Below are 21,488 nucleotides of genomic sequence, written 5' to 3' on the forward strand. Positions count from 1 at the left end.
CATGAGAAGGATATTACTTAATACTTACTGAGGTAAAATAATTGAATTAAAAACCATGAAAATAAGATTTTCATGGTTTTTCTATTACTCAAAGAGGGGTTCCTATGACTAAAATAGAAACATTTAGATGGCGTATGTGGCATGTTTACCTCCTTATTTTTATAACCATTCTACTTACAGGTACATTCGTTCGCTATGGTTATAGAATTCAAACCGCTTATTCCTTAGACGATAGACTTTACGACTATGCTAACAAAAAAGTTACTGTAACATCCTTTCAAAACGTCAAAATTGGAAACTTTAACGTTTTAGGTGTTAAGTTTGGAAATGAAAAATCACTGGAGAGAAGTCAATTAGCCGTTGGTCGCACCTACCTAGCCTTCCAAGAATCTAGGTATAAACTATCTAAAAACAAGAAAGACTCTAAAAATTATGATATTATTCACTATTATCAGCTTGGTAAAGATACTGGAAAAGGACACACTATTAATGTACTAGGCCTTGCTAAAAAACTAGGATATAATAATCCCGGTTCCATGGATAATACCATGTACTCCGATGGTGGGGATGAGTTTGTGAAATTTTCATCCTATGACAACAAAAAAGTATTCTATGTCAATTTACGCACCCAGAAGGCAACCAGAACCAAACCATCAAAAGTCAGTCGATACCACGGATTTGCTAAACCTTACCGCTATCTCCTTTCAAAGGATAATCTTTCTATAGGTTATAAATATGATCCCCTCACTATCAACTCCATGCCCCTTATCTGGACCAAAGAAAGAAATTTTGCTGATTACAAAGATCAAGATGACAACAAATACAGTGACCAATCGCTCAAAAAAAGATTTAGCTTAATCATCGTAACAACTGACTCACTTAATCTGGATGATGCTGTTAAACTACAAAAAGAGTTAACACCAGATAAGGAGGATATCTATTGGTATTTTACAAGCACTAACACAACTACTGGACGCCTCGAGGAAGTTAAAAGTCAAAAAGATTACAACCTACTAGTTAAGGAGAGTCAGAACTAAGATGGTAAAAAATAGCTTCAAATACCTTAAAATTACTATGCCCTTGATTTTATTATTGACCATGATTGCTATCTTTTTCTATTACAATGCTCAAGAAAATATTAAAGGTTTTTATAAAACTCGTGGATTTCAAGGAAAGGTACAAATAACTGATATCGGATGGGCAGATAAAATTACTTATCGTATGAATAAAGAAGATGAGGTTAAACATTACCTGATTTTCCATATTGATTATCAAGAGACTATTAATAACAAAACAGCACATGTAAAGACTCAACTGCCTCTCCATATTCAAGATTTACTCTATCCTTACATTGCCAGCCCAACAGGAAGCGACTCAGATTTTAATCGCCAAAATAGTGAATATAAGATTTTACCTGATGAAAGGGAATATTGGGACGATTTTGTTAAAAAGTCTATTAAAATCAACCCTAGAAATCAGAAATTCATCAATGATATCTCTGAAGCTCTAAGTACCGAGAAAGATTTAAAAAATATTATTGTTCAAATAGAACCTGTACCATACACGACGCTCTATACTTATGAAAGGGGACATTCTAAAGCACTAGGTGGCTATTATGATTTTTCACTTAAAGATGCTCTACGAAGCAAAAAACTTACTGTTCAATTGAGTTTTCCTTCTGGTTCCACTACTAAAGAAATTGACTTACATTCTCAATTAGAACAGGTACTAAAAAAATCAGAATTACCAGATGGATGGTATATCTTAAATCAAAATAACGACTTTCCAAAAGAGGTACATATTGATGGCAATCAAATTAGAAGTAACTGAAGAAAGAACTCAGAACGAATTATCTGAGGAAGAATGGTCTTTCCCTATTTGGAGATGGGCGGCTTTCTCACTATTTGACACCCTAATCCTAGTTAGTCCCTTGACAAGAGAATTGATTTACCCTGGTGGGAGTGATTCTCGTTTTTACCTAGGTAAATCATTGGGTAACTTGATGCTAGATGATACACAACGCTTCATTTTTATTATTATCATCCTAACACTGTTGCTGCCTGCTCTCGCCTTAATCGTAGAAAGCCTATTATTTTCAAAAGGATATCCTCTACTTTCAATAATATGTAGCTGTTTAATTTTTGTTAGTGCAACAGTCTTATTTGTCTATAGTCTCAGTATTGTCCCAGATTTTTGGAGCTTTACTATTTATAGTTATATGCTTTACCTTCTCTTCAACATAGGTTACTCCCTAAGAAATATCAATAGAATCATCAATCTTAGGCAGAATAATACCAAAGCATAACTGCCTGTATCCACCTCCCCCCCTCTTTTAGCATAGGAATGACACAAATGAAACGAAAAAAATCATGTTCACTATGAAGTTATCCTCCTCGCTAAAAGCTTCGATACTAATTTTGAAAATAATTTCAGGAATACTCTAGTCTCCTATTTCAGAAATGAATTTCACTCCTTTGGTACCAAATTAACAATTTAAGTAATAGTAAAAAGATCAACATATTACCGTTGATCTTTTATTTTTACTCTAAACCTTTTAAAATATCTGTAAATCTATGTGTAAACATAGCTGTCATCCCCCATATATTCTCTGTCAAGTTCCTGTAAAAAGGAATATGACGTTCACTGTACCCAAAATTATATTTTTCTCTATTTTTTACCAAGAAAAATGGGAAACCTTTCGCATCACTCAAGGTAGAAGTGACTTTGTAATAAATAGGATCTTCTGTCAACAATGTGTCAACACAAACTGTAAACAACCGTTTCACCTCTTCATTTGGATGAATATACTCCCAATTTTCTATATTTATCTTTCCAACAAAGCAATGGATGGTTCTCCCCTGATGAATCAGATAATCAAGCTCTCCCCAAATGTCAATTTGATCAGGAACTAGGTTTAATTCTTCACAAGTTTCTCGTATAGCAGCTTCCTGAAAAGTCTCACCATTTTCGACACGCCCACCAGGAAAAGAGACCTCACCTGGTTGAGAAATATGCTCACTTCGTACTTGGTAAAGAATTTGATACTTATCAGTTTTTACATCATATATCAGGGGTAAAAGCACCGCATAGCGTCTTTTCTCCCCTAGCGGCTTCGGCTCGTAACGAGCTAGTTTATCTTTAATAGTCATAAGAACTCCTTGACTTCATATTATCATAAAAAAGGAGATAGCCCTATTATATAAAATTTTTATATATAAAATATTGACATATATTTCTAAAAGAGATACACTCTATATGTAAAATAATTATATATAGTTTTTATACATATCCTAGAAGCAAAGGGGCACACTATGTATTTTCCAACATCATCAATACTGATAGAGTTCTTAATATTAGCTATTATCGATAGAGAAGACTCTTATGGCTATGAGATTAGTCAAACAATAAAGCTTGCGGCTAATATCAAGGAGTCAACACTTTATCCTATTCTAAAAAAGCTTGAAAAAGCAGGCTATATGACCACCTATAGCCAAGAGTATCAAGGGCGTAAACGTAAATATTACAGTATTACGCAAGAGGGAAAAGAGCAACTTCAATTTCTTAATGAAGAATGGTTAACCTATAAAGAAACTCTGGACGATATTCTAGAAGGGAGATTAAGACATGACAAGGACTGAATATATAGCCAAATTAACAAAATATCTACGAAAATTACCACAACAGGACTACGAAGAAGCTATAGAATATTTCATGGAATATTTTGAAGAGGCTGGACCTGAGAATGAAGCTCGGGTTATTGCAGAACTGGGTACACCTAAGGAAGCCGCACATGAAGTCATTAGTCGTCTTCTAGAAGAAAAGATTGTTGAGGACAAGAGCAGCTTACGCAATAAAACAACTATCCTTTGGATTGCGATTCTAGCTGTTTTAGCCAGTCCAGTCGCCTTACCAATTCTACTATTCTTCTTAGCTATGATAATGACACTTCTTATGATTATTTTCGCAGTTTTAGTGACTGCCTTAGCTCTTACTTTTGCTTTACTCATTAGTGGTGCTTACACTTTCTTTACAAGCTTCTCTCTCTTAAGTGTTTCACTAGCTTCAACACTGTTTGGAGGAGGTCTAGGTCTATTGATGTTTGGAGGAGCACTCTTACTACTTTTGATTTCGTTTGAAATCTGTAAACTTATTGTAAAGCTAATTACCCTATTGATTAAATGGCTCATCAAGAAAGGAAGAAAATCATGAAAACTTGGAAAAAGATCATCCTCGGAGTATCTCTTATCTCTCTATTTTTAGGAGGAGGATTCGTAGCTTGGGGGTATAGCCAAGGTGGCTTGACAGATTTACAAAATCAAACTAAAAGTGAGCAAGATTATGTCAAAAAAGAAGTTGATGACTTCAATAAAATTGATATTAAAAGTAGTAGCTACAATGTACTTATTAAAACAGGCAACGTTGACAAGGCTACTCTTTCTTACTACCAAAAAGCAAAAACTCCAATTGACACATCTGTAAAGGATGGTCAATTGACTATCAATGATAACAACTCTGAATTAGATTCGACTTCTAACAAACATATTAACTTTTTCGGAATAAAAGATTTAGTGAGGCTTTCTACTCTCAACGAGGAAGTCAGAAAGAAAACCATTATCATTACACTCCCTAAAAAACAAACGATTGATTTTTTAAAGGTTGATTTAGCAACTGGAAATCTAGATTTAATCAATAGCACCATCAAAAAATCAGACATTAATCTAAATGTAGGAGACTTAACTTTTACTAAAATGATTGTCAGAAACCTAAAAGCTAACCTTGATGTTGGTAGTGTTGATAGCGATAACACCCTCTTTACTAACTCAGATTTATCTATTTCAATGGGAGAGTACTCTGGAGATAACCTGATTTTTAACGGTCACAATAAACTTGATGTTACATCTGGTGAGATTGAAATAGCTCTAAAAGATTATATGCTCAATGTTCAAGCCGATAGTCACTCAGGAGAGGTTGACATTACAAATAACCTTAAGATTTCAAAGGATAATACACTTACCATTACCTCAGATCTCGGTGATATAACTGTTGAATAACATAAAAAAGCCCGCTCACATTAGAGCTGGCTTTTAGTTTATTCATTTTCAAACTTTGGTTTATAAATAATAATACCTACAACTACAAAGATAAGTAAGAAAATGAATAGCATACGAACTTGATCTGAGATCTGTCCTGTCATTGAAATAGTTTGACGAAGACCTGATACGGAGTAGGACATTGGTAAGAATGGTTGGATGACCTTAAAGAACTTAGGACTAAGTTCAATTGGATAAGTCCCTGCACTAGACCCTAGTTGCAAAAGCAGCATAATCATGGAAGCAAATGCGCCATATCTATCATTCCAACCTACAAGGGCTGTAACCAGCGCCATTAAAGTACATGCTGCAAGGAGAATCATACCAAATGTAGCTAATGGATGATTTGGTTCAACTCCCACAAATCGAATGGCAATATAAAGCGCAATAGCAGCCATAGTTGTAATAATACCATTGATAAGTAACTTATTCTTAGCCCAATCAAAACGGCCCGTAAATTTTCTTCCTGTCAAGCTCTTAGCAAAGATAACATTAGTTGAAAGAGCGACAACCATAAGAGAAACAGAAATCATATATGGAGCCATTCCCACACCATTAGTGTCAACCTTATCCTTATCAGTTTTCTTCTCTTTGAGCGGAGCACTCACCATTTTTGCATTGTCTGAGTTTACAGAAACAAGAGAGAGTTGCTGATTAGCTTTGTTTAATGAATCAGATAATGTAGAAAGGTTAGTTGACAGACTTGTCAAACCATTTGTTAAGGTGTTTCCTCCAGTTGCTAATTGTTGAGCACCTGCATTGAGAGCACTTGTACCACTTTGAAGAGTAGAAAAACCAGTCATTAAACTACTACTGTTAGCATCTAGAGTTTGAGCGCCACTGGCAATTGTTGACACAGCACCAGTATAAGTTGACAAACCAGTTGAAAGTGCGCTTGCACCTGTTGCTAGAGTACTTTGAGCGGTTGACACACCTGAAGCCACTTGAATTGCTCCTGGTGATAATTGATTGACAAGTACCGAATTGACATTAGCAATATTAGCTTGCATTGATGATACTGTTGATGAAGCTACAGGAAGAAGAGCATTCGCCGAACTTGCAATGCCTGAAATAGATGTTTGTAGAGAAGCTAAACTACTTGAATCTCCGCTACTAGTTGTTGTCGTACCTGTCAAGCTAGATAAGGCCGTTGACATACTTGACACTTCTGATGCAATAGTTGAAGCGTAACTACTAGCCGTAGATCCTGCGTTACTAATTGCCGATGTAATCTCTGCTTGTTGATCTGCCGTTAAGCTTTGATAAGCAGCTGTTCCTTGTACCGCAGCCAAATCGTTCGCTTTGTCAGTGGCACTAGCTGTAGCTATAGAACTAGCCGCAGAAGAAATATTTGAAAGATAAGTCGCTATTGAACTTGTATCTACTGATGTTGTTGATGTTCCACTCGGTAATGATGTTTTACTTACCGCTGTATTGAGATTTTGAATTGCTGTATTTAAATCGGTTAAATTAGTTGACAAGGTTGACAACTGTGCTTGCTGTTCTTCAGATAAACTTGTTGCCGTAGCCATTTGACTGAGTGCAGTTGACAAAGAATCTGCACCAGTAACTAAGGTACTCATAGCATCTGCTCCTGATACAAATTGACCTGCAGCAGAATTAACAGCCTCAGAGTTAGCGTTTAACTGTGACAAAGCACCTGACAAAGTTGACACACCTGAAGTATAGGCAGATGCACCTGAACTCAAGGTATCAACACCTGTAGCCAATGTCTGTGTAGAACCAGCAAGAGTTCCTAAACCACTTGATAAAGTCTGACTCCCAGACTGAAGTGCACCTGCACCTGCATATAATTGACTAGCTCCATTCGCCGCAGTTCCCATACCACCCTGAAGTTGAGACATACTCTTAAAGACAGCTCCAACATAAGTTGACGTAATATTTTTAGAAACGGTATCCTTTAACTTAGACATGGCAGAATCGCTCATTTTTGAAGAAACGAAGCTATGCCCTGCTGTTGTCTGATAAGAAATTTCAAGTTTCTTAGGATCATTTGTCAAAAGACTTGCTGCATTACTTGAGAGATTTTCTGGAAAAGTGATTACCATATAGTAATCACCATCATCAATTCCTTTTTTGGCTTCATTTTCAGTCACAAAATGATAGTCTAGATTTTTATTTTTAGACATATTGTCTACCATGTCATGACCAATATCTAGAGTTTTATTCTGGAAACTAGCGCTCTTATCTTTGTTCACTACGGCTACTGGTAGATGCTTTACATTTCCATAAGGATTCCACATAGAAGATAAAAAGATTAGATTATATAAAGCGGGTATCAATGAGACACCAATAATAGTTATCCAGAGCTTTGGACTTTTAAGAAGCGCCTTTAATTCTGCTAACATATTTCTCCTTTTTAGACATTGTGTTTATTTTTATGATATAATCAATTATAAACTCATTTACATGAAAATCAATGTTAAACAATTAGTTTTTGGACACATAGTCTAAAAGTGTATAAAAGGAGATTTGTATGTCAAAAGATCAAAGGCGAGCTCAAACTAAAAAAGCTCTTTTAGATGCTTTAGTAATATGCTTAAAAAACCAAGATTTCAATGATATTACTACCATTCGTCTGGTTCAAACAGCTGGGATTAGCCGTTCGAGTTTTTATACCCACTACAAAGATAAGTATGAAATGATTGATAGTTATCAGAAAGAGCTTTTCCATAAACTAGAGTATATCTTCGATAAATACGAAGGAAAGAAGGAGGGAGCCTTCCTCGAAATCTTTGAATTTCTTACTCGTGAAAAACTCCTGTCAGCTCTATTGTCTACCAATGGATCAAAAGAAATTCAAGATTTTCTAATACATAAACTTCAGCGTATGATAGCTGAGGACTTCATTGTCCCTAGTGCTGAAGAAAGATCTCTAAAAGGATTTGAGAAAGACTATGCCAGTATTTATTTTGCGCACGCTATTTTTGGTGCTTGTCAAGCCTGGATAAATAAAGGAAAAAAAGAATCACCCCGAGAAATGACAGATTTTCTTCTACGATTTATTCCACAATAAAACAACTTCAAAAGCATAAAAAGCTGCAAACCATTTCAACAGTTAAAGCAGCTTTTTCTTTTACAATAAAATCCTTAAAATAAGGAAATGATAAGTGAAAGTAAGGTCAAGATTGCGGGTCCACCTTGCGTTAAAATAATTTTCTTATTTGCAGTTATAGCACCATAAATAGCAGCAAAGAAAACATTGAGTACAAAAACAGTTACAAGTAGCTGACTACTTGTGAAAATCCCATACAAGAGGAATACCGCAATCAAACCATTGTAAATCCCTTGATTTTTAAATAAGTGTGTAACAGAATCACGTTGAAGTTCTTCTTTACTCATATTGAAAACACGACTAGTCGTGTCTGAATGTGTCGCAAAAGTTTCCAAATACATAATATAGAGATGCTCCAAAGCAACAATCCCAGCTAAGATTAGTGTAATAATAGACATAGTAGCCTCCTTCTTAAATAACTTTGAGAGTATATCAAAAGTAAACTTTTAAAACAATATATTTACTTCATACAATTTGAAATATGGTAAAATAAAGAATGAAAGAGAGGTTCTTATGACAAAGACAGAAGTAATCCAACGTCTCCAAAAAGATTTGGGAATTCCTAGATTTCAGGCTTATATAGAGGATAAAGATTACTCCGAAGAGGAGTACGACCAACTAAAAAAAGATTTTGAAAGCTACTTCACCAACTACGTTTCAAACGTTTCAGCAGATTTTGAAGGCGGATTGGATAATAAATAATTTATACCTCAAAATCATCTATCATCATGTTACGAATCCCTTAGTCACTTTTATCAGACTAGGGGGCTTTTTAATATTCGAAAACAAAAAGCCGTCTCATTCTATGAAATAGCTTTAGGGAACTTGTAACTGAACAAACCTAGAAATCAATGATTTAAGACAAACAAAAAGCCCATAATAACGGGCTTTTTGCAAAATGAATTTTAAAATTAAAGCATTTTGTTGTAGAATTCAACGACAAGTGCTTCGTTGATTTCTGGGTTGATTTCATCACGTTCTGGAAGACGTGTCAATGAACCTTCAAGTTTTTCAGCATCGAATGATACAAATGCTGGACGTCCGATAGTAGCTTCTACTGCTTCAAGGATAGCAGGAACTTTAGCTGATTTTTCACGAACTGAGATTACTTGACCAACTTCAACGCGGTATGAAGGGATATCAACACGTTTACCGTCAACAAGGATGTGACCGTGGTTTACGAATTGGCGTGCTTGACGACGAGTAGTTGCAAGACCAAGACGATAAACAACGTTGTCAAGACGACGTTCCAAAAGAACCATAAAGTTGAAACCAAGTGTTCCACCTTTAACTTTAGTAGCTTGTACGAACAAGTTACGGAATTGTTTTTCACCCAAACCGTATGAGAAACGAAGTTTTTGTTTCTCAGCCAATTGCAAACCGTATTCTGAAAGTTTTGAACGGTTGTTTGGACCGTGTTGACCTGGTACGTAGTTACGACGTGCCAATTCTTTACCTGTGCCTGTAAGTGAGAAACCAAGGCGACGTGATTGTTTCCATGATGGACCTGTATAACGTGACATTAATAATGTCCTCCTATAAAAAATATTTTTAGGAAATAACGTTTTAGATAAACCTGATTCGTTCAGAAAGACTTCGCCCAAACAGCAAAGGTTACTTTTCTAGCCGACTTCCTGTTGACGAGCTTCATTTTATCCTGCTATTATTTCACATACCTAAATATTTTACCACGAAAAAAAGCCCAAGTAAAGGCTTTTTCTTATTTATTTTCGATTTCAGCTTGTTCCTCAGGACTCAAATAACGAATGAGAGTCTTCTCAGTCAAAATATCTGAATAAGTGTAAGATTCAACATAACTATTATTAATAGCTCCTGCTTGGGAACTGAAGTCTTGATATTCAACAATAAACAATGATGGATAAACTTCTGTCAATCGACCAATTTTATTCTTTTCACGTTTACGCCCATTCTCTAGGGTCAATTCTACTAGCTGACCTTCATGTGACTTAATAGCTTCCTTGATGTTTTTCATCTTAGCAACATCTGCAAATGCATCACTCATATATATATCTCCTTAAATCTGAAAATTATGATTCCTCAAACTGAGCAATCGATGAAAATTTATTGTATTCTTTTTGGAATAGTAACTTGACTGTTCCACGCGCACCAGCACGATTTTTTTCTAGGATAACTTCGATGGTATTATCTTCAATCGCATTTTCTGGTTCTTCACCCTCTTTTCGGTAGTAATCATCACGATACAAGAAGGCGACAATATCGGCATCCTGCTCGATAGATCCTGACTCACGGATATCAGATAAGACTGGACGTTTGTCCTGACGTTGTTCAACCCCACGAGATAACTGACTCAAGGCAATTACAGGAACTTTGAGCTCCTTGGCCAGGATTTTTAACTGTCTTGAAATATCTGAAACCTCTTGTTGGCGATTTTCTGGTCGCGTACCTGTAATCAACTGCAAGTAGTCAATCACAATAAGACCAAGACCACCCTCTACTTCTTGTGACAATTTACGGGACCGTGCACGAATCTCAGTAATCTTTATACCAGGGGTATCATCTATGTAAATCGGTGCCTCAGCCAGTGCTCCTTGAGCAATCATAACATTATTCCAATCTTGCTCTGTCAATTGACCTGTACGTAAAGCATGAGAATCAATCATCCCTTCAGCTGCCAACATACGATCAACCAAGCTTTCTGCACCCATCTCTAATGAAAAGACTGCAACAGCTTTATTTTGCTTGGTGCCAACATTCTGAGCAATGTTCAACACAAAGGCTGTTTTACCAACTGCGGGGCGAGCTGCTAAAATAATTAATTGATCAGGGTGTAAACCTGTTGTAATCTTGTCAAGGTCACGGAAACCTGTTGGTAATCCAGTAACATCTGATGTTTGCTGGGAACGCATCTCCAAGGTATTAAAATTAACGTCAAGAACTTCAGATATTTTGCGGAAACCACTACGATTACTATGCTCTGAAACATCAACCAAGGCTTTCTCAGCATTCGCAATAATTTCATCAGATTCCGTTGCGCCCTCATATGCTTGGTTGACAGTCTCTGTCAGCCTATTTATAATACGTCGAAGCATGGCTTTCTCAGCCACAATCTTAGCATAGTACTCAGCATTTGCGGATGTTGGGACACTATTGACCAAATCTACAAGATAAGAAATACCCCCTATATTTTGGAGGTCATCTTGGTCATCTAAAATGGTACGTACTGTCGTGGCATCAATGGCATCATTTCGATCCGACAGCGTTACCATTGCTTTAAAAATGACACGATGGGAATACTTGTAAAAGTCGTCTGCTTCGATAAATTCTCGAACTGTAATCAACTTTTCTGGGTTAATGAGAATAGCCCCTAGAACAGACTGTTCCGCTACTAAATCATGAGGTTGTACTCGTAATTCTTGAGCCTCTGCCACAATTATTCCCTCCTTTACAAGATTTACTTATAGTGTCAACGAATCACTCAGCACTATTTTTGATGTTAAGTTTAATTTGTGCGCTCACTTCTTTATGAAGCTTTACAGGAACCTCAATCAGACCAATCGCACGAATAGGATGTTCAAGTTCAATATGACGTTTATCAACTTTTATACCAAATTGTTTTTGAAGTCCTTCTGCAATCTTTTTGGCTGTAATTGAACCAAAAGTACGTCCGTCTGGTCCGACCTTCTCAGTAAATTGAAGACGATTTTCTTCTTTTTCAAGTTGCTCTTTAACTTGCTTCGCTTCAGCCAACAACTCTGCTGCATGTTTTTCTTCAGATTTTTGCTTGCCTTTCAACTCACCGATAGCTTGGTTTGTCGCTTCCTTAGCAAGATTCTTTTTAATCAAGAAGTTTTGAGCATAACCTGATGGTACTTCTTTAATTTCGCCTTTTTTACCTTTACCTTTAACGTCTTGTAAGAAAATAACTTTCATTTTAGTCCTCCTTGGGAGCCAACTCTCCCATAATAGTTTCAATCAATTTATTTTTTGCTTGAGCAACACTACAGTCTCGCAATTGGCAGGCAGCTAAGTTGAAATGGCCACCACCACCCATTTTCTCCATAATACGTTGTACATTAATCGTTTTATGACTTCGAGCAGAGATATTCACAGTAGAATCGCTTGTCCTAGCGATAACAAAAGTTGCTTCGATACCTGCCATGGCAAGCATCGTATCTGCTGCCTTAGAAATCACAACATTATTATAACATTTAGGATTATCACCTGAGGCAACAATGATATCATCTGTAATACGTTCACCTGCTAGAATTAACTCATTGATTCGTCGATATTCTTCAAAATCAGTAGCAGAGATTGTTTGGATTTCTCCACTATCACTTCCTAAACTACGTAGATAAGAGGCAACATCAAAGGTTCTACTAGTCACACGAGTTGAGAAATTTTTAGTATCCAGCATGATACCTGCCATAAGGATAGAGGCTTGGATTTTACTTAAACGTTCTGGGGCACCTTGGAATTGCAATAACTCCGTAACCAATTCACAGGCTGAGCTCGCCCCACTTTCAATAAAGGTCAAAACAGCATTTTCAGGAAAATCATCATCTCGACGGTGATGGTCTACAACAATAACTTCATTAAATCGGTCATAAAAATCCTTAGATAAGGTTAAATTGATTTTAGAATGGTCAACCATAATTAACAACGAATGTTGGTTGACTAACTCTTCGGCCTCTGAAAGTGTAATAAGAGGTGACTGACCATCTTCTTTTAGCCGTTCGACTGCACGCTCAATATCTGCATTCATAGCCGTATCATCGTAAACAGCATAGCTTTTTCGAACAATTTGACTGGCAAAATGAGCCATACCGACCGTTGCTCCTAGAGCATCCATATCGAGATTCTTATGTCCGACAACAAACACTTTTTCGACTGTTTTCAACTTATCAGAGATTGCAGTCATCATAGCCCTTGTTCTTGTACGAGAACGTTTTACTGTTGAAACAGAACCTCCTCCAAAATAAAGAAGTTCCTTGTGATCATCGTTTTCCTTGACAACAGCTTGATCTCCACCGCGAACTAGTGCGATATTCAGATTCTGCAAGGCAACCTGACCGATTTGATCATGCTTAAGCGTACCAAATGAAATTCCCATGCTCAAAGTCAGTGGTAAACCACGCTCCTGAGCCTGCTGACGGAAGTCATCCAAGACAGAAAACTTTTGATCCATGAATTCTGTCAAAACACTGTAGTTGGTGAAGAAGTAAAAACGATCACCTTCAATACGTCGATAATGAATATGCTTGGCCTTAGCAAACTCAGAAATAAACCCTGCCACAAATGTGTTGATTTTTGAAACATCGGCATCAGGTAAACTTCCTGTCACATCGTCGTAGTTATCAACTGAAATAATCCCGATAACAGGACGAGTCATATTTGGATCAGCATTTTCATCTTGATCATAAACATTGTCAATAAAATATGTCAACTTATTGTCAAAATCCACAAAAGCGGCATATTTATTATCACCAACGGTTATCACATTCGAAGGTGACCCCTTTCGTTTCTGGGAAATAAAATCCGCAATCAACTGCTTATTGAAATTTCCATTTTCATCCGAAAGTACTAGCTTCGCATAGGGGTTGAACCATTCAATATGATCGTTCTCATCAAAAGTAATAACCCCAACAGGCATCTTTCCGAGAAGGGTCTTCAAAGAATCTTCAACATCCTGATTCAGTTCATCTAATTGCTCTATTTCTAAGGACTCATATGTTGTCTTTTGGTAATGCAATAAGGCAACTACTACTACCATAATAATAAAAAGCGCAAAAATGAGTGCAGACTCCGATTTTAGTACGCGAACAAAAATAGTAGCAATTCCAAAAAGAATTAGCCCAATCATTACAAGATGAATCGTTGCAAAGTGAAATCTTTTCATATAAAACCTCTTAATCTAATAATTATAACATAAAAAAGCCTTAATTAAAAGGCTTTTAAACGTGTTAGCACCGTTAGTCTACTTTCCTGCGGGCCTTATTATTACCTTCAAGATAAACCATCAGAATTGAGATATCTGCTGGGTTGACCCCTGAAATACGACTCGCTTGACCAATGGTCTCAGGATTGATTTTCTTAAATTTTTGACGAGCTTCGGTAGCGATGGAATCAATAGCATCCCAATCAATATTTTTTGGAATCCTCTTTTCTTCCATACGCTTCATCTTAGCTACTTGATCCAAAGCTTTATTAATATAACCTTCATACTTGATTTCGGTCTCAAGCAACTCTACTATCTTCGCGTCCAAATCTTCTGCAGATGGACCTACAAACTGAGTAGCTGTGGCGTAATCAATCTCTGGTCTACGCATAAACTCTTTAGCTGTCATGGCATCTGTCAATGGCTTAAAGCCTAGAGCTTGAATTTTTTCATTCGTTTCTTTAATAGGTTTTAATTTTTCTTTTGACAGACGTGTCAACTCGCTGTCAAACTGATTTTTCTTAATTTCAAAGATACGCCAACGTTCATCGTCAACCAAACCAACTTCTCGACCAATAGGTGTCAAGCGCATGTCAGCATTATCATGACGTAATATGAGACGATACTCTGCGCGTGATGTCAATAAACGATATGGCTCCAAGGTTCCTTTTGTAACAAGATCGTCAATCATTACACCAATATAGGCATCACTACGTTTGAGAATAAGTTCAGGTTTACCTTGAACTTTAAGAGCCGCATTGATACCAGCAACTAGACCTTGACCTGCTGCCTCCTCGTATCCAGAAGTTCCGTTGGTCTGTCCTGCTGTAAAGAGACCTGAAATCAACTTCGTTTCAAGTGTTGCACGTAGTTGATGAGGGAGCACGATATCATATTCAATCGCATAACCAGTTCGCATCATCTCTGCCTTTTCGAGACCTTTAATTGAGTGAATCAACTCTTTTTGAACATCTTCTGGCAGACTAGTTGACAGGCCTTGCACATAGACTTCTTCAGTCTCTCTTCCTTCAGGTTCAAGGAAAAGTTGATGGCGATTCTTATCAGCAAATCGGACAATTTTATCTTCGATTGATGGACAATAACGAGGTCCTACACCCTTGACAATACCTGAAAACATTGGGGCACGGTGTAAATTATTATTGATAATATCGTGGCTCTCTTGATTCGTATAAGTTAACCAACAAGGAATTTGATCCTGAAGATAATCTTCATCCTTCGACAAGAATGAAAAATGATTCGGCTTTTCGTCACCTGGTTGAATTTCAGTTTCTTCATAATTAATTGATGATGCCTTGACACGAGGAGGGGTACCTGTTTTAAATCTTCCTATTTCAAGGCCAAGATCCCTCAAGTTATCTGCCAATGTAACAGATGCAAGACTGTTATTAGGACCTGAAGAATATTTGAGCTCACCTAGGATAATTTCACCACGCAAAGCTGTTCCTGTTGTGACAACAACCGCTTTAGCTCCATATTTTTGATTTGTGGCTGTTCTTACACCAACTACCTTACCATCTTCAACAAGAATTTCATCAACCATGGACTGACGGAGAGTCAGGTTTTCCTGACGCTCAACTGTATGCTTCATTGTCATAGCATACAAGGCTTTATCGGCTTGTGCACGTAAAGCTCTGACAGCAGGTCCCTTACCGGTATTCAACATTTTCATTTGAATATAAGTTTTATCAATATTTTTACCCATCTCTCCACCAAGGGCATCAATCTCACGGACAACAATCCCCTTGGCTGATCCCCCAATGGAAGGATTACATGGCATAAAAGCCAGCATCTCTAGGTTAATAGTCGCTAATAAAACCTTACATCCCATGCGGGCTGCAGCTAAGCTAGCTTCCACACCAGCGTGACCAGCACCAACAACAATTACATCAAAATTTTCATCAAACTCGTAAGACATTTTTTAGATTTATGCAGTGATTTACAATCAGCTGCCCATCCTTTCCTTGTTTTTTCCTACAAAAATAGCCAAAACTCCAGAAAACTGTACGCAAAAACGCACAATTCTCATGAGCTTTGACCATCATGACTATTGTTAAAGTTATTTTATCAAATCAAATCGTTTTGTCAATGCAAATCACTGTTTGATCAAGGTCTGCACACTGACGATAATCATCTGTATACCTATGGAGAATAGTAAAAGTCCCATCATTTTCGTTATAATTTTCATCAAATTTTCTCCCAAGAAGCCTGCAATTTGTTTTGCACTTCTTAACAGGAGATAAGTGATGACACATAGTATAGCAAAAGCAAGTACAGTTATCAGTTGATTCTGCAAACCTCCATTAGCCAGACTTAAAGCAGTTGTAATTGTACCTGGTCCTGCAAAAAGTGGCATTGCAAGAGGAGAAATAGCAATAGACATTGGATCTGAATTTACTGCTTGCTGCTCCATGCCTTTATAGCTAGGTGAATGATTACCATTAATCATATGGTAACCGATAACAGCCACTAATATTCCGCCAGCAATTCTGAAAGAAACAATTGTAATTCCAAATACTTTAAAAATGAAATCTCCTGAAAAGATAAAAACAGTTATAATAACAAAGGCAATCAAAAGACTCCTAAAAGCAATTTTTCGTGAAATTTTTTGACTATCATCTGCTACTAAAGCCATGTAAGCAGGAAGATTTGAAATTGGGTTCATTATAGCGAAAAATGCCATAAATGCATAAAAAAATTGAGAACTCATCGCTTTTACTTAACTCCTGTTAGATATACTGACAAACTTTTCCGTCTTTATACGCTTGGTCAATAATACCGCCGCCTAAACATTCCTGACCATCATAGAAAACAACGGCTTGACCAGGTGTAATAGCACGCTGAGGTTCAGCAAAAATAACCTCTGCTTTATCACCTTTAACCTTTACAGTAACTTTACTATCAGGTTGACGATAACGGAATTTTGCTGTACATTCCATTTCAAATTCTTCTGGCATATCTCGAGTAAAGTGAATCATTGAAGCGTCAAGAGAAGTTGACATCAACGACTCATGGTGGAAACCTTGACCTACGTAAAGAATATTTTTAGAAAGATCTTTTCCTACTACAAACCAAGGAGCATTATCTCCACCTTTTTGGCCACCAATACCCATACCACCACGTTGACCAATGGTATAATACATGAGTCCATTGTGTTCACCCATATCACGACCATCGATAGTCATCATACGACCTTTTTGAGCTGGTAAGTATTGACTAAGAAACTCTTTAAAGTTTTTCTCACCAATAAAACATATTCCTGTTGAATCTTTTTTCTTGGCTGTTGCAAGACCTGCACGTTCAGCAATCTCACGAACTTCTGGTTTTTGTAGATGTCCTAAAGGAAACATCGTTTTCTGCAACTGCTCTTGCGAAAGTTGACTAAGGAAGTAGGTTTGATCTTTATTGTTATCTGCACCACGCAACATATGGACAATGCCGTCTTCATCGCGAACAACTTGAGCGTAATGTCCTGTAGCCACATAATCCGCTCCCAATGTCATCGCATAATCTAAGAAAGCCTTAAACTTGATTTCCTTATTACACATAACGTCTGGATTAGGGGTACGGCCTGCACGGTACTCTGCTAAGAAATACTCAAATACACGATCCCAGTACTCTTTTTCAAAGTTGACAGAGTAATAGGGGATACCAATCTGATCAGCTACTGCTGCTACATCTTTATAATCTTCGGTTGCTGTACACACACCAAATTCATCTGTGTCATCCCAGTTTTTCATGAAAACACCGATTACATCATAACCTTGCTCTTTTAAAAGTAAGGCTGTTACTGATGAATCAACGCCACCACTCATACCGACAACAACACGTGTTTTTGAATTATCAGTCATAGATAACTCCTCCCATCAAATAAAAATTAACATAGACTTGAAGGGTCTAGTTATTCAAATATCGATTTGAAGGTCGATTTTGAAGCGTAAAAGCACGCAAGCTTAATTATATCATGATTAAAGAATAATGCAAAAAGGTTACCACTAGGCAACCTTTTTGATACTTATTTTCGTGTAAAGCCACTGTAAACCTATTACTCCTAAGACTATTATTGGAATCAATAACGCTACAAATAGCCATCCTGGCTCCTTATAACTTAATACAAGTTTATTTTGTCCTTCTTGTGAGGAAACGGTCGGTGTACCAATCGTTGACAAGTCATAGTCATCCTTGTTTAGTTCTTTACCATTTAGTGTCAAGATAGAATCTTTATAGACAACTATCGGTAGATTCAGTTCCTCCCCTTCAGCAGCTTGCCAAGTTAATACAAGATAACCATCTTCTAGTAGCTTTTCTGCCTTCTGATTCGTAACGATATTTTCGTAATAAAGATCATAAGTGTTCTGCTTACCTATTGTCCCATAGATAGGTACATAATCTGGTGTGGGTTTGACAACTAAATTTAAAAACTGTGACAAGTCACTGTCATTCATGGTAAGACTTATCGTCTGGTAATCTCCTTCAACGTAAGTATGTTTAACAATGGAAATAAGTTCACCATCTTGTGCCGCCGTTTTTACACGATCGGTAGTATCCATCATATTCTGAATGAGACCAACACCCGCAAAGGCAAAGAGTAAAACAGCAATACTTTTTCGCCAGTTTACAAATCGCGTGACCGTTAACCCCGTAATTGCTAAAAGTAAAATGGTAGCAGGAACAAAGAATCTAAATGGAAATTGAATCAGTTCAGCAAATGTATTTCCATTTTCTACTAGATACTGCCACGGAAAAAGACCTGTCGATAAGAAGAAGAAAATAAAATAAATAAAGTGCAGTATTTTTTTCCATCTAGCAAATTTCTTCCAATTCAAAACAGCGTAAAGAAACTGTAAAATGAGTAACACCATTAATGAAATTGGGGTATATAGCCAGTATCTTGCTGTCCCATCTATCCCATTCTTACCAATTTCTCTATTTATAAATGGATCTAAGAGATGATTAGTCCCTCTCAAATATAGGAGTACTAACCAGACATTGACAGTCAGTAAGAGGAACAGAATGACTGCTATACCGACTTGCACAAGGGTTTCCTTTTTCTTAGCGATAGGAGACTTTACAAAAGTGTAAAGATAAAAAGGAAGATACATCATCACTAATATCAAAGCACTGAGTACGTGAACCTGAAAAATTAATGCCATAGATAAGGCAAGTCTAATTGGTTCTACTTTTTGATAAAAGACATAGTGAATTGCCGGAATAAAACAAAAAGGTAGTAATGCTGCTCCCCAACTAGAGAAACCCTGTCGCATCGTCCAGTATTGGATAGAGAATGTTGTCGCATAGAGTAAACCTAGTGACAAGGCAATATTTGTCTTAACTTTACACTGCTTGAGCAAGGCATACATTGAGGACTCTGCTAGTATATGTAGTAATACCCTTGACACAATCTGATAACGAAACCAAGTGCCACTTATTAAAATAAGCCCTCCTTGTAAATAGGCAAAAAAAGGACCGTAAAGAGCATTGACAATGCGGCCTGACTGTTGGAATCCATATAAAGATAAAAAGTAAGAAAGGTTACCATTTTTTAGTTGCATAGCAGCTTCATAGAACCTGTTATAGTGAAAGATGGAATCTGAACCTAAAATGACTTTTCTTGTAAATAGTTGTGGTGTAACCAATAACACAGCAAAAGCTATAATAATAAGAGAAACCCACAACTTTTCTCTTAATTTAAAAATTTGTTTCATTGCTATACCTTTCATTCCTATTATAACAAAAAGGCCATACCCTACCTAATAATAACAAAAAGCTCTATAAAACATATTCCCCACATCCAAATTAAAAAGCTGAGAGTATGCTCCCAACTTCTATTAATATTTAATATTAGTAATTCCAAGCTGACAAACCTTGTGCGTTATAGGCATTCAAGGCTGATTGAATTTGATCCTCAACTGTTGCAGTAGAGCCCCATCCAGGCATTGTTTGAAAAAGACCTGATGCACCTGAACCATTTGCTGCAGTATGATCACCATTTGACTCACGCGCAATAATAGACTCCCAAGTTGACTGAGGAACACCAGTAGCTGCTGCCATCTGTGCCGCTGCATAAGAACCAACTTCTCCTGCAGTGTTACCATTTGAGAGAACAACCGACCCGCTACCAGTTGCAGCAACCGAAGGAGCTGTTCCAGTATTTTGAGTCGAAGTAGTATCAGTATTCGTTGAAGCAGCGCTTGTAGTAGCAGTATCTGACTGAGACTTTTCAGCTGCTTCTACCGCTTCTCCTGTTGTTTCTGACTGAGGCTTACTTTCTTCAACCTTTTCTTTATTAGCTTTATTCTCTTTACTTGAGCTAATTTCTGTTGATTTAACTAAATCTGCTGTCGATTCTGACGTTGTTGATGCTGTTGAAGGTGCTGGGGTAACAGAATCTGAAAATGCATTAACCAACCCTTTATTAATTAGTGTAGACAGTGATACTGCCAAAATGACAATAAAACTTGTTACAATTGCTACTGGTACCGCCAATGATTTCTTCGCTGCAAATTTGATACGGCGTCCCTTATAACTTTTTTTAAACATAAATCCCTCCTAGTTAATTCTAGTTACATTCATCATAACCTAGTAATATTACTGCCGATTATTTGTATTATGTCTAATGTTACAATGATTTATCAATTTAATAAAAAAATGCCAAAAATCTGGCATTTTTCCCTTATTTGTATGAGGTTTTACTAGTTTTCCTCATAAGTCAGTAATAATGATTTAGTACCAACCATTAGCATTCCAGAAAGCAAGAGCTGCAGTCCATGAACCATAACGGCTTGCTACATAATTATCTGCTACTTTCTCTTGATTTTCAGGAGACAAGTCTCCATTCAAATATGATGATGCTAATTGGTAACGTCCATAATATTGCCCATTTTGAGCTGTATAGCTACCGCTTGACTCACGTTGTGCAATTTCTTCTTTGGCAGCTGCCTCTGAAGAAGAAAGATTTGTACTGGTTGCTTGAGTATCTTCACTTTGTGTAGACTCTGTTGATTGTGCTGATTGCGTTGATTCAGCAGTTGCTTCTGTTGTAACTGAAGGTTCTGTAGTTTCTTCAGTAGTTTCATTAATTGTTAAGTTTTGACCAATAGAAATCTTATTGGCATCTTGAATACCGTTTTTTGAAACGATTTCATCTACAGTCGTACCATTCTTCTTAGCAATAGCTGAAAGGGTATCACCTTTTTGAACTGTGTAAGTTTCTGCATTAGCTAAGGCTGTTGCTCCAAGTGTTGCTACTGTAACAAGTCCAAAAAGACCTAATTTTTTAGTGTTAGATGTATTCTTTTTTTGCATGATGATGCTCCTTTATCTATTTATAGTCCAATTCATATTAGTCAAAGATATTAAGTTATTTTATTGTTTATGACTAATAAGT

General features: G+C 36.9%; 22 protein-coding genes. 8 read left to right on the top strand and 14 right to left on the bottom strand.

From position 1 onward, the window contains the following. Positions 1-104 precede the first annotated feature (104 nt). From HMPREF2637_RS01865 to HMPREF2637_RS01875, 3 genes are read left to right on the top strand one after another with little or no spacing between them, the layout of a single operon-like run. Entirely contained in the window at positions 105-1,037 is a 933-nt protein-coding gene (locus HMPREF2637_RS01865) for a hypothetical protein (protein ID WP_064523610.1), read from the top strand. 1 nt (position 1,038) lies between these two features. Beyond that, positions 1,039-1,830 (top strand): hypothetical protein, encoded by a 792-nt coding sequence (locus HMPREF2637_RS01870; protein ID WP_002885870.1) that lies wholly within the window; start codon positions 1,039-1,041, stop codon positions 1,828-1,830. Further along, positions 1,805-2,305: a hypothetical protein gene (locus tag HMPREF2637_RS01875; RefSeq protein WP_002885759.1), complete on the top strand. Its 501-nt coding sequence runs from the start codon at positions 1,805-1,807 to the stop codon at positions 2,303-2,305. The genes HMPREF2637_RS01870 and HMPREF2637_RS01875 overlap by 26 nt, the downstream gene beginning before the upstream one ends. 235 nt (positions 2,306-2,540) lie before the next feature. Here HMPREF2637_RS01875 and HMPREF2637_RS01880 read toward each other — a convergent pair whose 3' ends face one another. Beyond that, positions 2,541-3,149 carry an NUDIX hydrolase gene (locus HMPREF2637_RS01880; protein ID WP_002885639.1) on the bottom strand — a complete coding sequence of 203 codons (609 nt, stop codon included), beginning with the start codon at positions 3,147-3,149 and terminating at the stop codon, positions 2,541-2,543. Between the two features lie 162 nt (positions 3,150-3,311). Here HMPREF2637_RS01880 and HMPREF2637_RS01885 point away from each other — a divergent pair, with 162 nt between their 5' ends. The 3 genes from HMPREF2637_RS01885 to HMPREF2637_RS01895 are packed head-to-tail and all read left to right on the top strand — an operon-like array spanning position 3,312 to position 5,051. Then, complete coding sequence (locus HMPREF2637_RS01885; RefSeq protein ID WP_002885798.1) at positions 3,312-3,638, top strand: PadR family transcriptional regulator; 327 nt, start codon at positions 3,312-3,314, stop codon at positions 3,636-3,638. After that, complete coding sequence (locus HMPREF2637_RS01890; RefSeq protein WP_064523613.1) at positions 3,625-4,209, top strand: DUF1700 domain-containing protein; 585 nt, start codon at positions 3,625-3,627, stop codon at positions 4,207-4,209. The genes HMPREF2637_RS01885 and HMPREF2637_RS01890 overlap by 14 nt, the downstream gene beginning before the upstream one ends. Beyond that, entirely contained in the window at positions 4,206-5,051 is an 846-nt protein-coding gene (locus tag HMPREF2637_RS01895; protein ID WP_002885726.1) for a DUF4097 family beta strand repeat-containing protein, read from the top strand. Before HMPREF2637_RS01890 ends, HMPREF2637_RS01895 begins: the two co-directional genes overlap by 4 nt. 38 nt (positions 5,052-5,089) lie before the next feature. Here the strand turns inward: HMPREF2637_RS01895 and HMPREF2637_RS01900 are convergent, their stop codons facing one another. Then, positions 5,090-7,459, bottom strand: a complete 2,370-nt coding sequence (locus HMPREF2637_RS01900) for a YhgE/Pip domain-containing protein (protein ID WP_070838930.1) — start codon at positions 7,457-7,459, stop codon at positions 5,090-5,092. A gap of 128 nt (positions 7,460-7,587) precedes the next feature. On the opposite strand from HMPREF2637_RS01900, the gene HMPREF2637_RS01905 reads away from it, so the two are divergent. Next, complete coding sequence (locus HMPREF2637_RS01905; protein WP_037601229.1) at positions 7,588-8,127, top strand: TetR/AcrR family transcriptional regulator; 540 nt, start codon at positions 7,588-7,590, stop codon at positions 8,125-8,127. 74 nt (positions 8,128-8,201) lie between these two features. Here HMPREF2637_RS01905 and HMPREF2637_RS01910 read toward each other — a convergent pair whose 3' ends face one another. After that, entirely contained in the window at positions 8,202-8,564 is a 363-nt protein-coding gene (locus tag HMPREF2637_RS01910; protein ID WP_037601225.1) for a DUF1304 domain-containing protein, read from the bottom strand. Positions 8,565-8,679: 115 nt separating this feature from the next. Between HMPREF2637_RS01910 and HMPREF2637_RS01915 the strand changes: the two genes are divergently transcribed. After that, positions 8,680-8,868: a hypothetical protein gene (locus tag HMPREF2637_RS01915; protein WP_003095232.1), complete on the top strand. Its 189-nt coding sequence runs from the start codon at positions 8,680-8,682 to the stop codon at positions 8,866-8,868. A 209-nt stretch (positions 8,869-9,077) separates the two neighbouring features. On the opposite strand, the gene rpsD is transcribed toward HMPREF2637_RS01915, so the two are convergent. From rpsD to HMPREF2637_RS01970, 11 genes are all read right to left on the bottom strand, one after another. Continuing rightward, positions 9,078-9,689, bottom strand: coding sequence for a 30S ribosomal protein S4 (gene rpsD / locus HMPREF2637_RS01920; protein ID WP_002885833.1), 612 nt, complete (start codon positions 9,687-9,689; stop codon positions 9,078-9,080). A 197-nt stretch (positions 9,690-9,886) separates the two neighbouring features. Further along, on the bottom strand, positions 9,887-10,189 hold the full coding sequence (locus HMPREF2637_RS01925; protein WP_002885699.1) for a Veg family protein: 303 nt from the start codon (positions 10,187-10,189) through the stop codon (positions 9,887-9,889). Positions 10,190-10,214: 25 nt separating this feature from the next. After that, positions 10,215-11,576, bottom strand: coding sequence for a replicative DNA helicase (gene dnaB, locus HMPREF2637_RS01930; RefSeq protein ID WP_002892156.1), 1,362 nt, complete (start codon positions 11,574-11,576; stop codon positions 10,215-10,217). A gap of 43 nt (positions 11,577-11,619) precedes the next feature. After that, positions 11,620-12,078, bottom strand: coding sequence for a 50S ribosomal protein L9 (gene rplI / locus HMPREF2637_RS01935; RefSeq protein ID WP_002885729.1), 459 nt, complete (start codon positions 12,076-12,078; stop codon positions 11,620-11,622). 1 nt (position 12,079) lies between these two features. Further along, positions 12,080-14,044 (bottom strand): DHH family phosphoesterase, encoded by a 1,965-nt coding sequence (locus tag HMPREF2637_RS01940; RefSeq protein WP_064523623.1) that lies wholly within the window; start codon positions 14,042-14,044, stop codon positions 12,080-12,082. Positions 14,045-14,117: 73 nt separating this feature from the next. After that, the gene (gene mnmG / locus HMPREF2637_RS01945; protein ID WP_064523627.1) at positions 14,118-16,019 is read right to left on the bottom strand and encodes a tRNA uridine-5-carboxymethylaminomethyl(34) synthesis enzyme MnmG; all 1,902 of its coding nucleotides are present in this window, start codon (positions 16,017-16,019) and stop codon (positions 14,118-14,120) included. Between the two features lie 177 nt (positions 16,020-16,196). Further along, positions 16,197-16,811 (bottom strand): MarC family protein, encoded by a 615-nt coding sequence (locus HMPREF2637_RS01950; protein WP_064523628.1) that lies wholly within the window; start codon positions 16,809-16,811, stop codon positions 16,197-16,199. Positions 16,812-16,830: 19 nt separating this feature from the next. After that, positions 16,831-17,952, bottom strand: a complete 1,122-nt coding sequence (mnmA, locus tag HMPREF2637_RS01955; protein ID WP_014635192.1) for a tRNA 2-thiouridine(34) synthase MnmA — start codon at positions 17,950-17,952, stop codon at positions 16,831-16,833. A gap of 144 nt (positions 17,953-18,096) precedes the next feature. Next, positions 18,097-19,806 (bottom strand): hypothetical protein, encoded by a 1,710-nt coding sequence (locus HMPREF2637_RS01960; RefSeq protein WP_064523631.1) that lies wholly within the window; start codon positions 19,804-19,806, stop codon positions 18,097-18,099. Between the two features lie 136 nt (positions 19,807-19,942). Then, positions 19,943-20,641 carry a transglycosylase SLT domain-containing protein gene (locus tag HMPREF2637_RS01965; RefSeq protein ID WP_064523633.1) on the bottom strand — a complete coding sequence of 233 codons (699 nt, stop codon included), beginning with the start codon at positions 20,639-20,641 and terminating at the stop codon, positions 19,943-19,945. 183 nt (positions 20,642-20,824) lie between these two features. Then, complete coding sequence (locus HMPREF2637_RS01970; RefSeq protein WP_037602391.1) at positions 20,825-21,406, bottom strand: aggregation-promoting factor; 582 nt, start codon at positions 21,404-21,406, stop codon at positions 20,825-20,827. Between the last annotated feature and the right edge of the window lie 82 nt (positions 21,407-21,488).

Source organism: Streptococcus sp. HMSC065H07 (assembly GCF_001837325.1).
GTDB classification, from domain to species: domain Bacteria; phylum Bacillota; class Bacilli; order Lactobacillales; family Streptococcaceae; genus Streptococcus; species Streptococcus salivarius_H.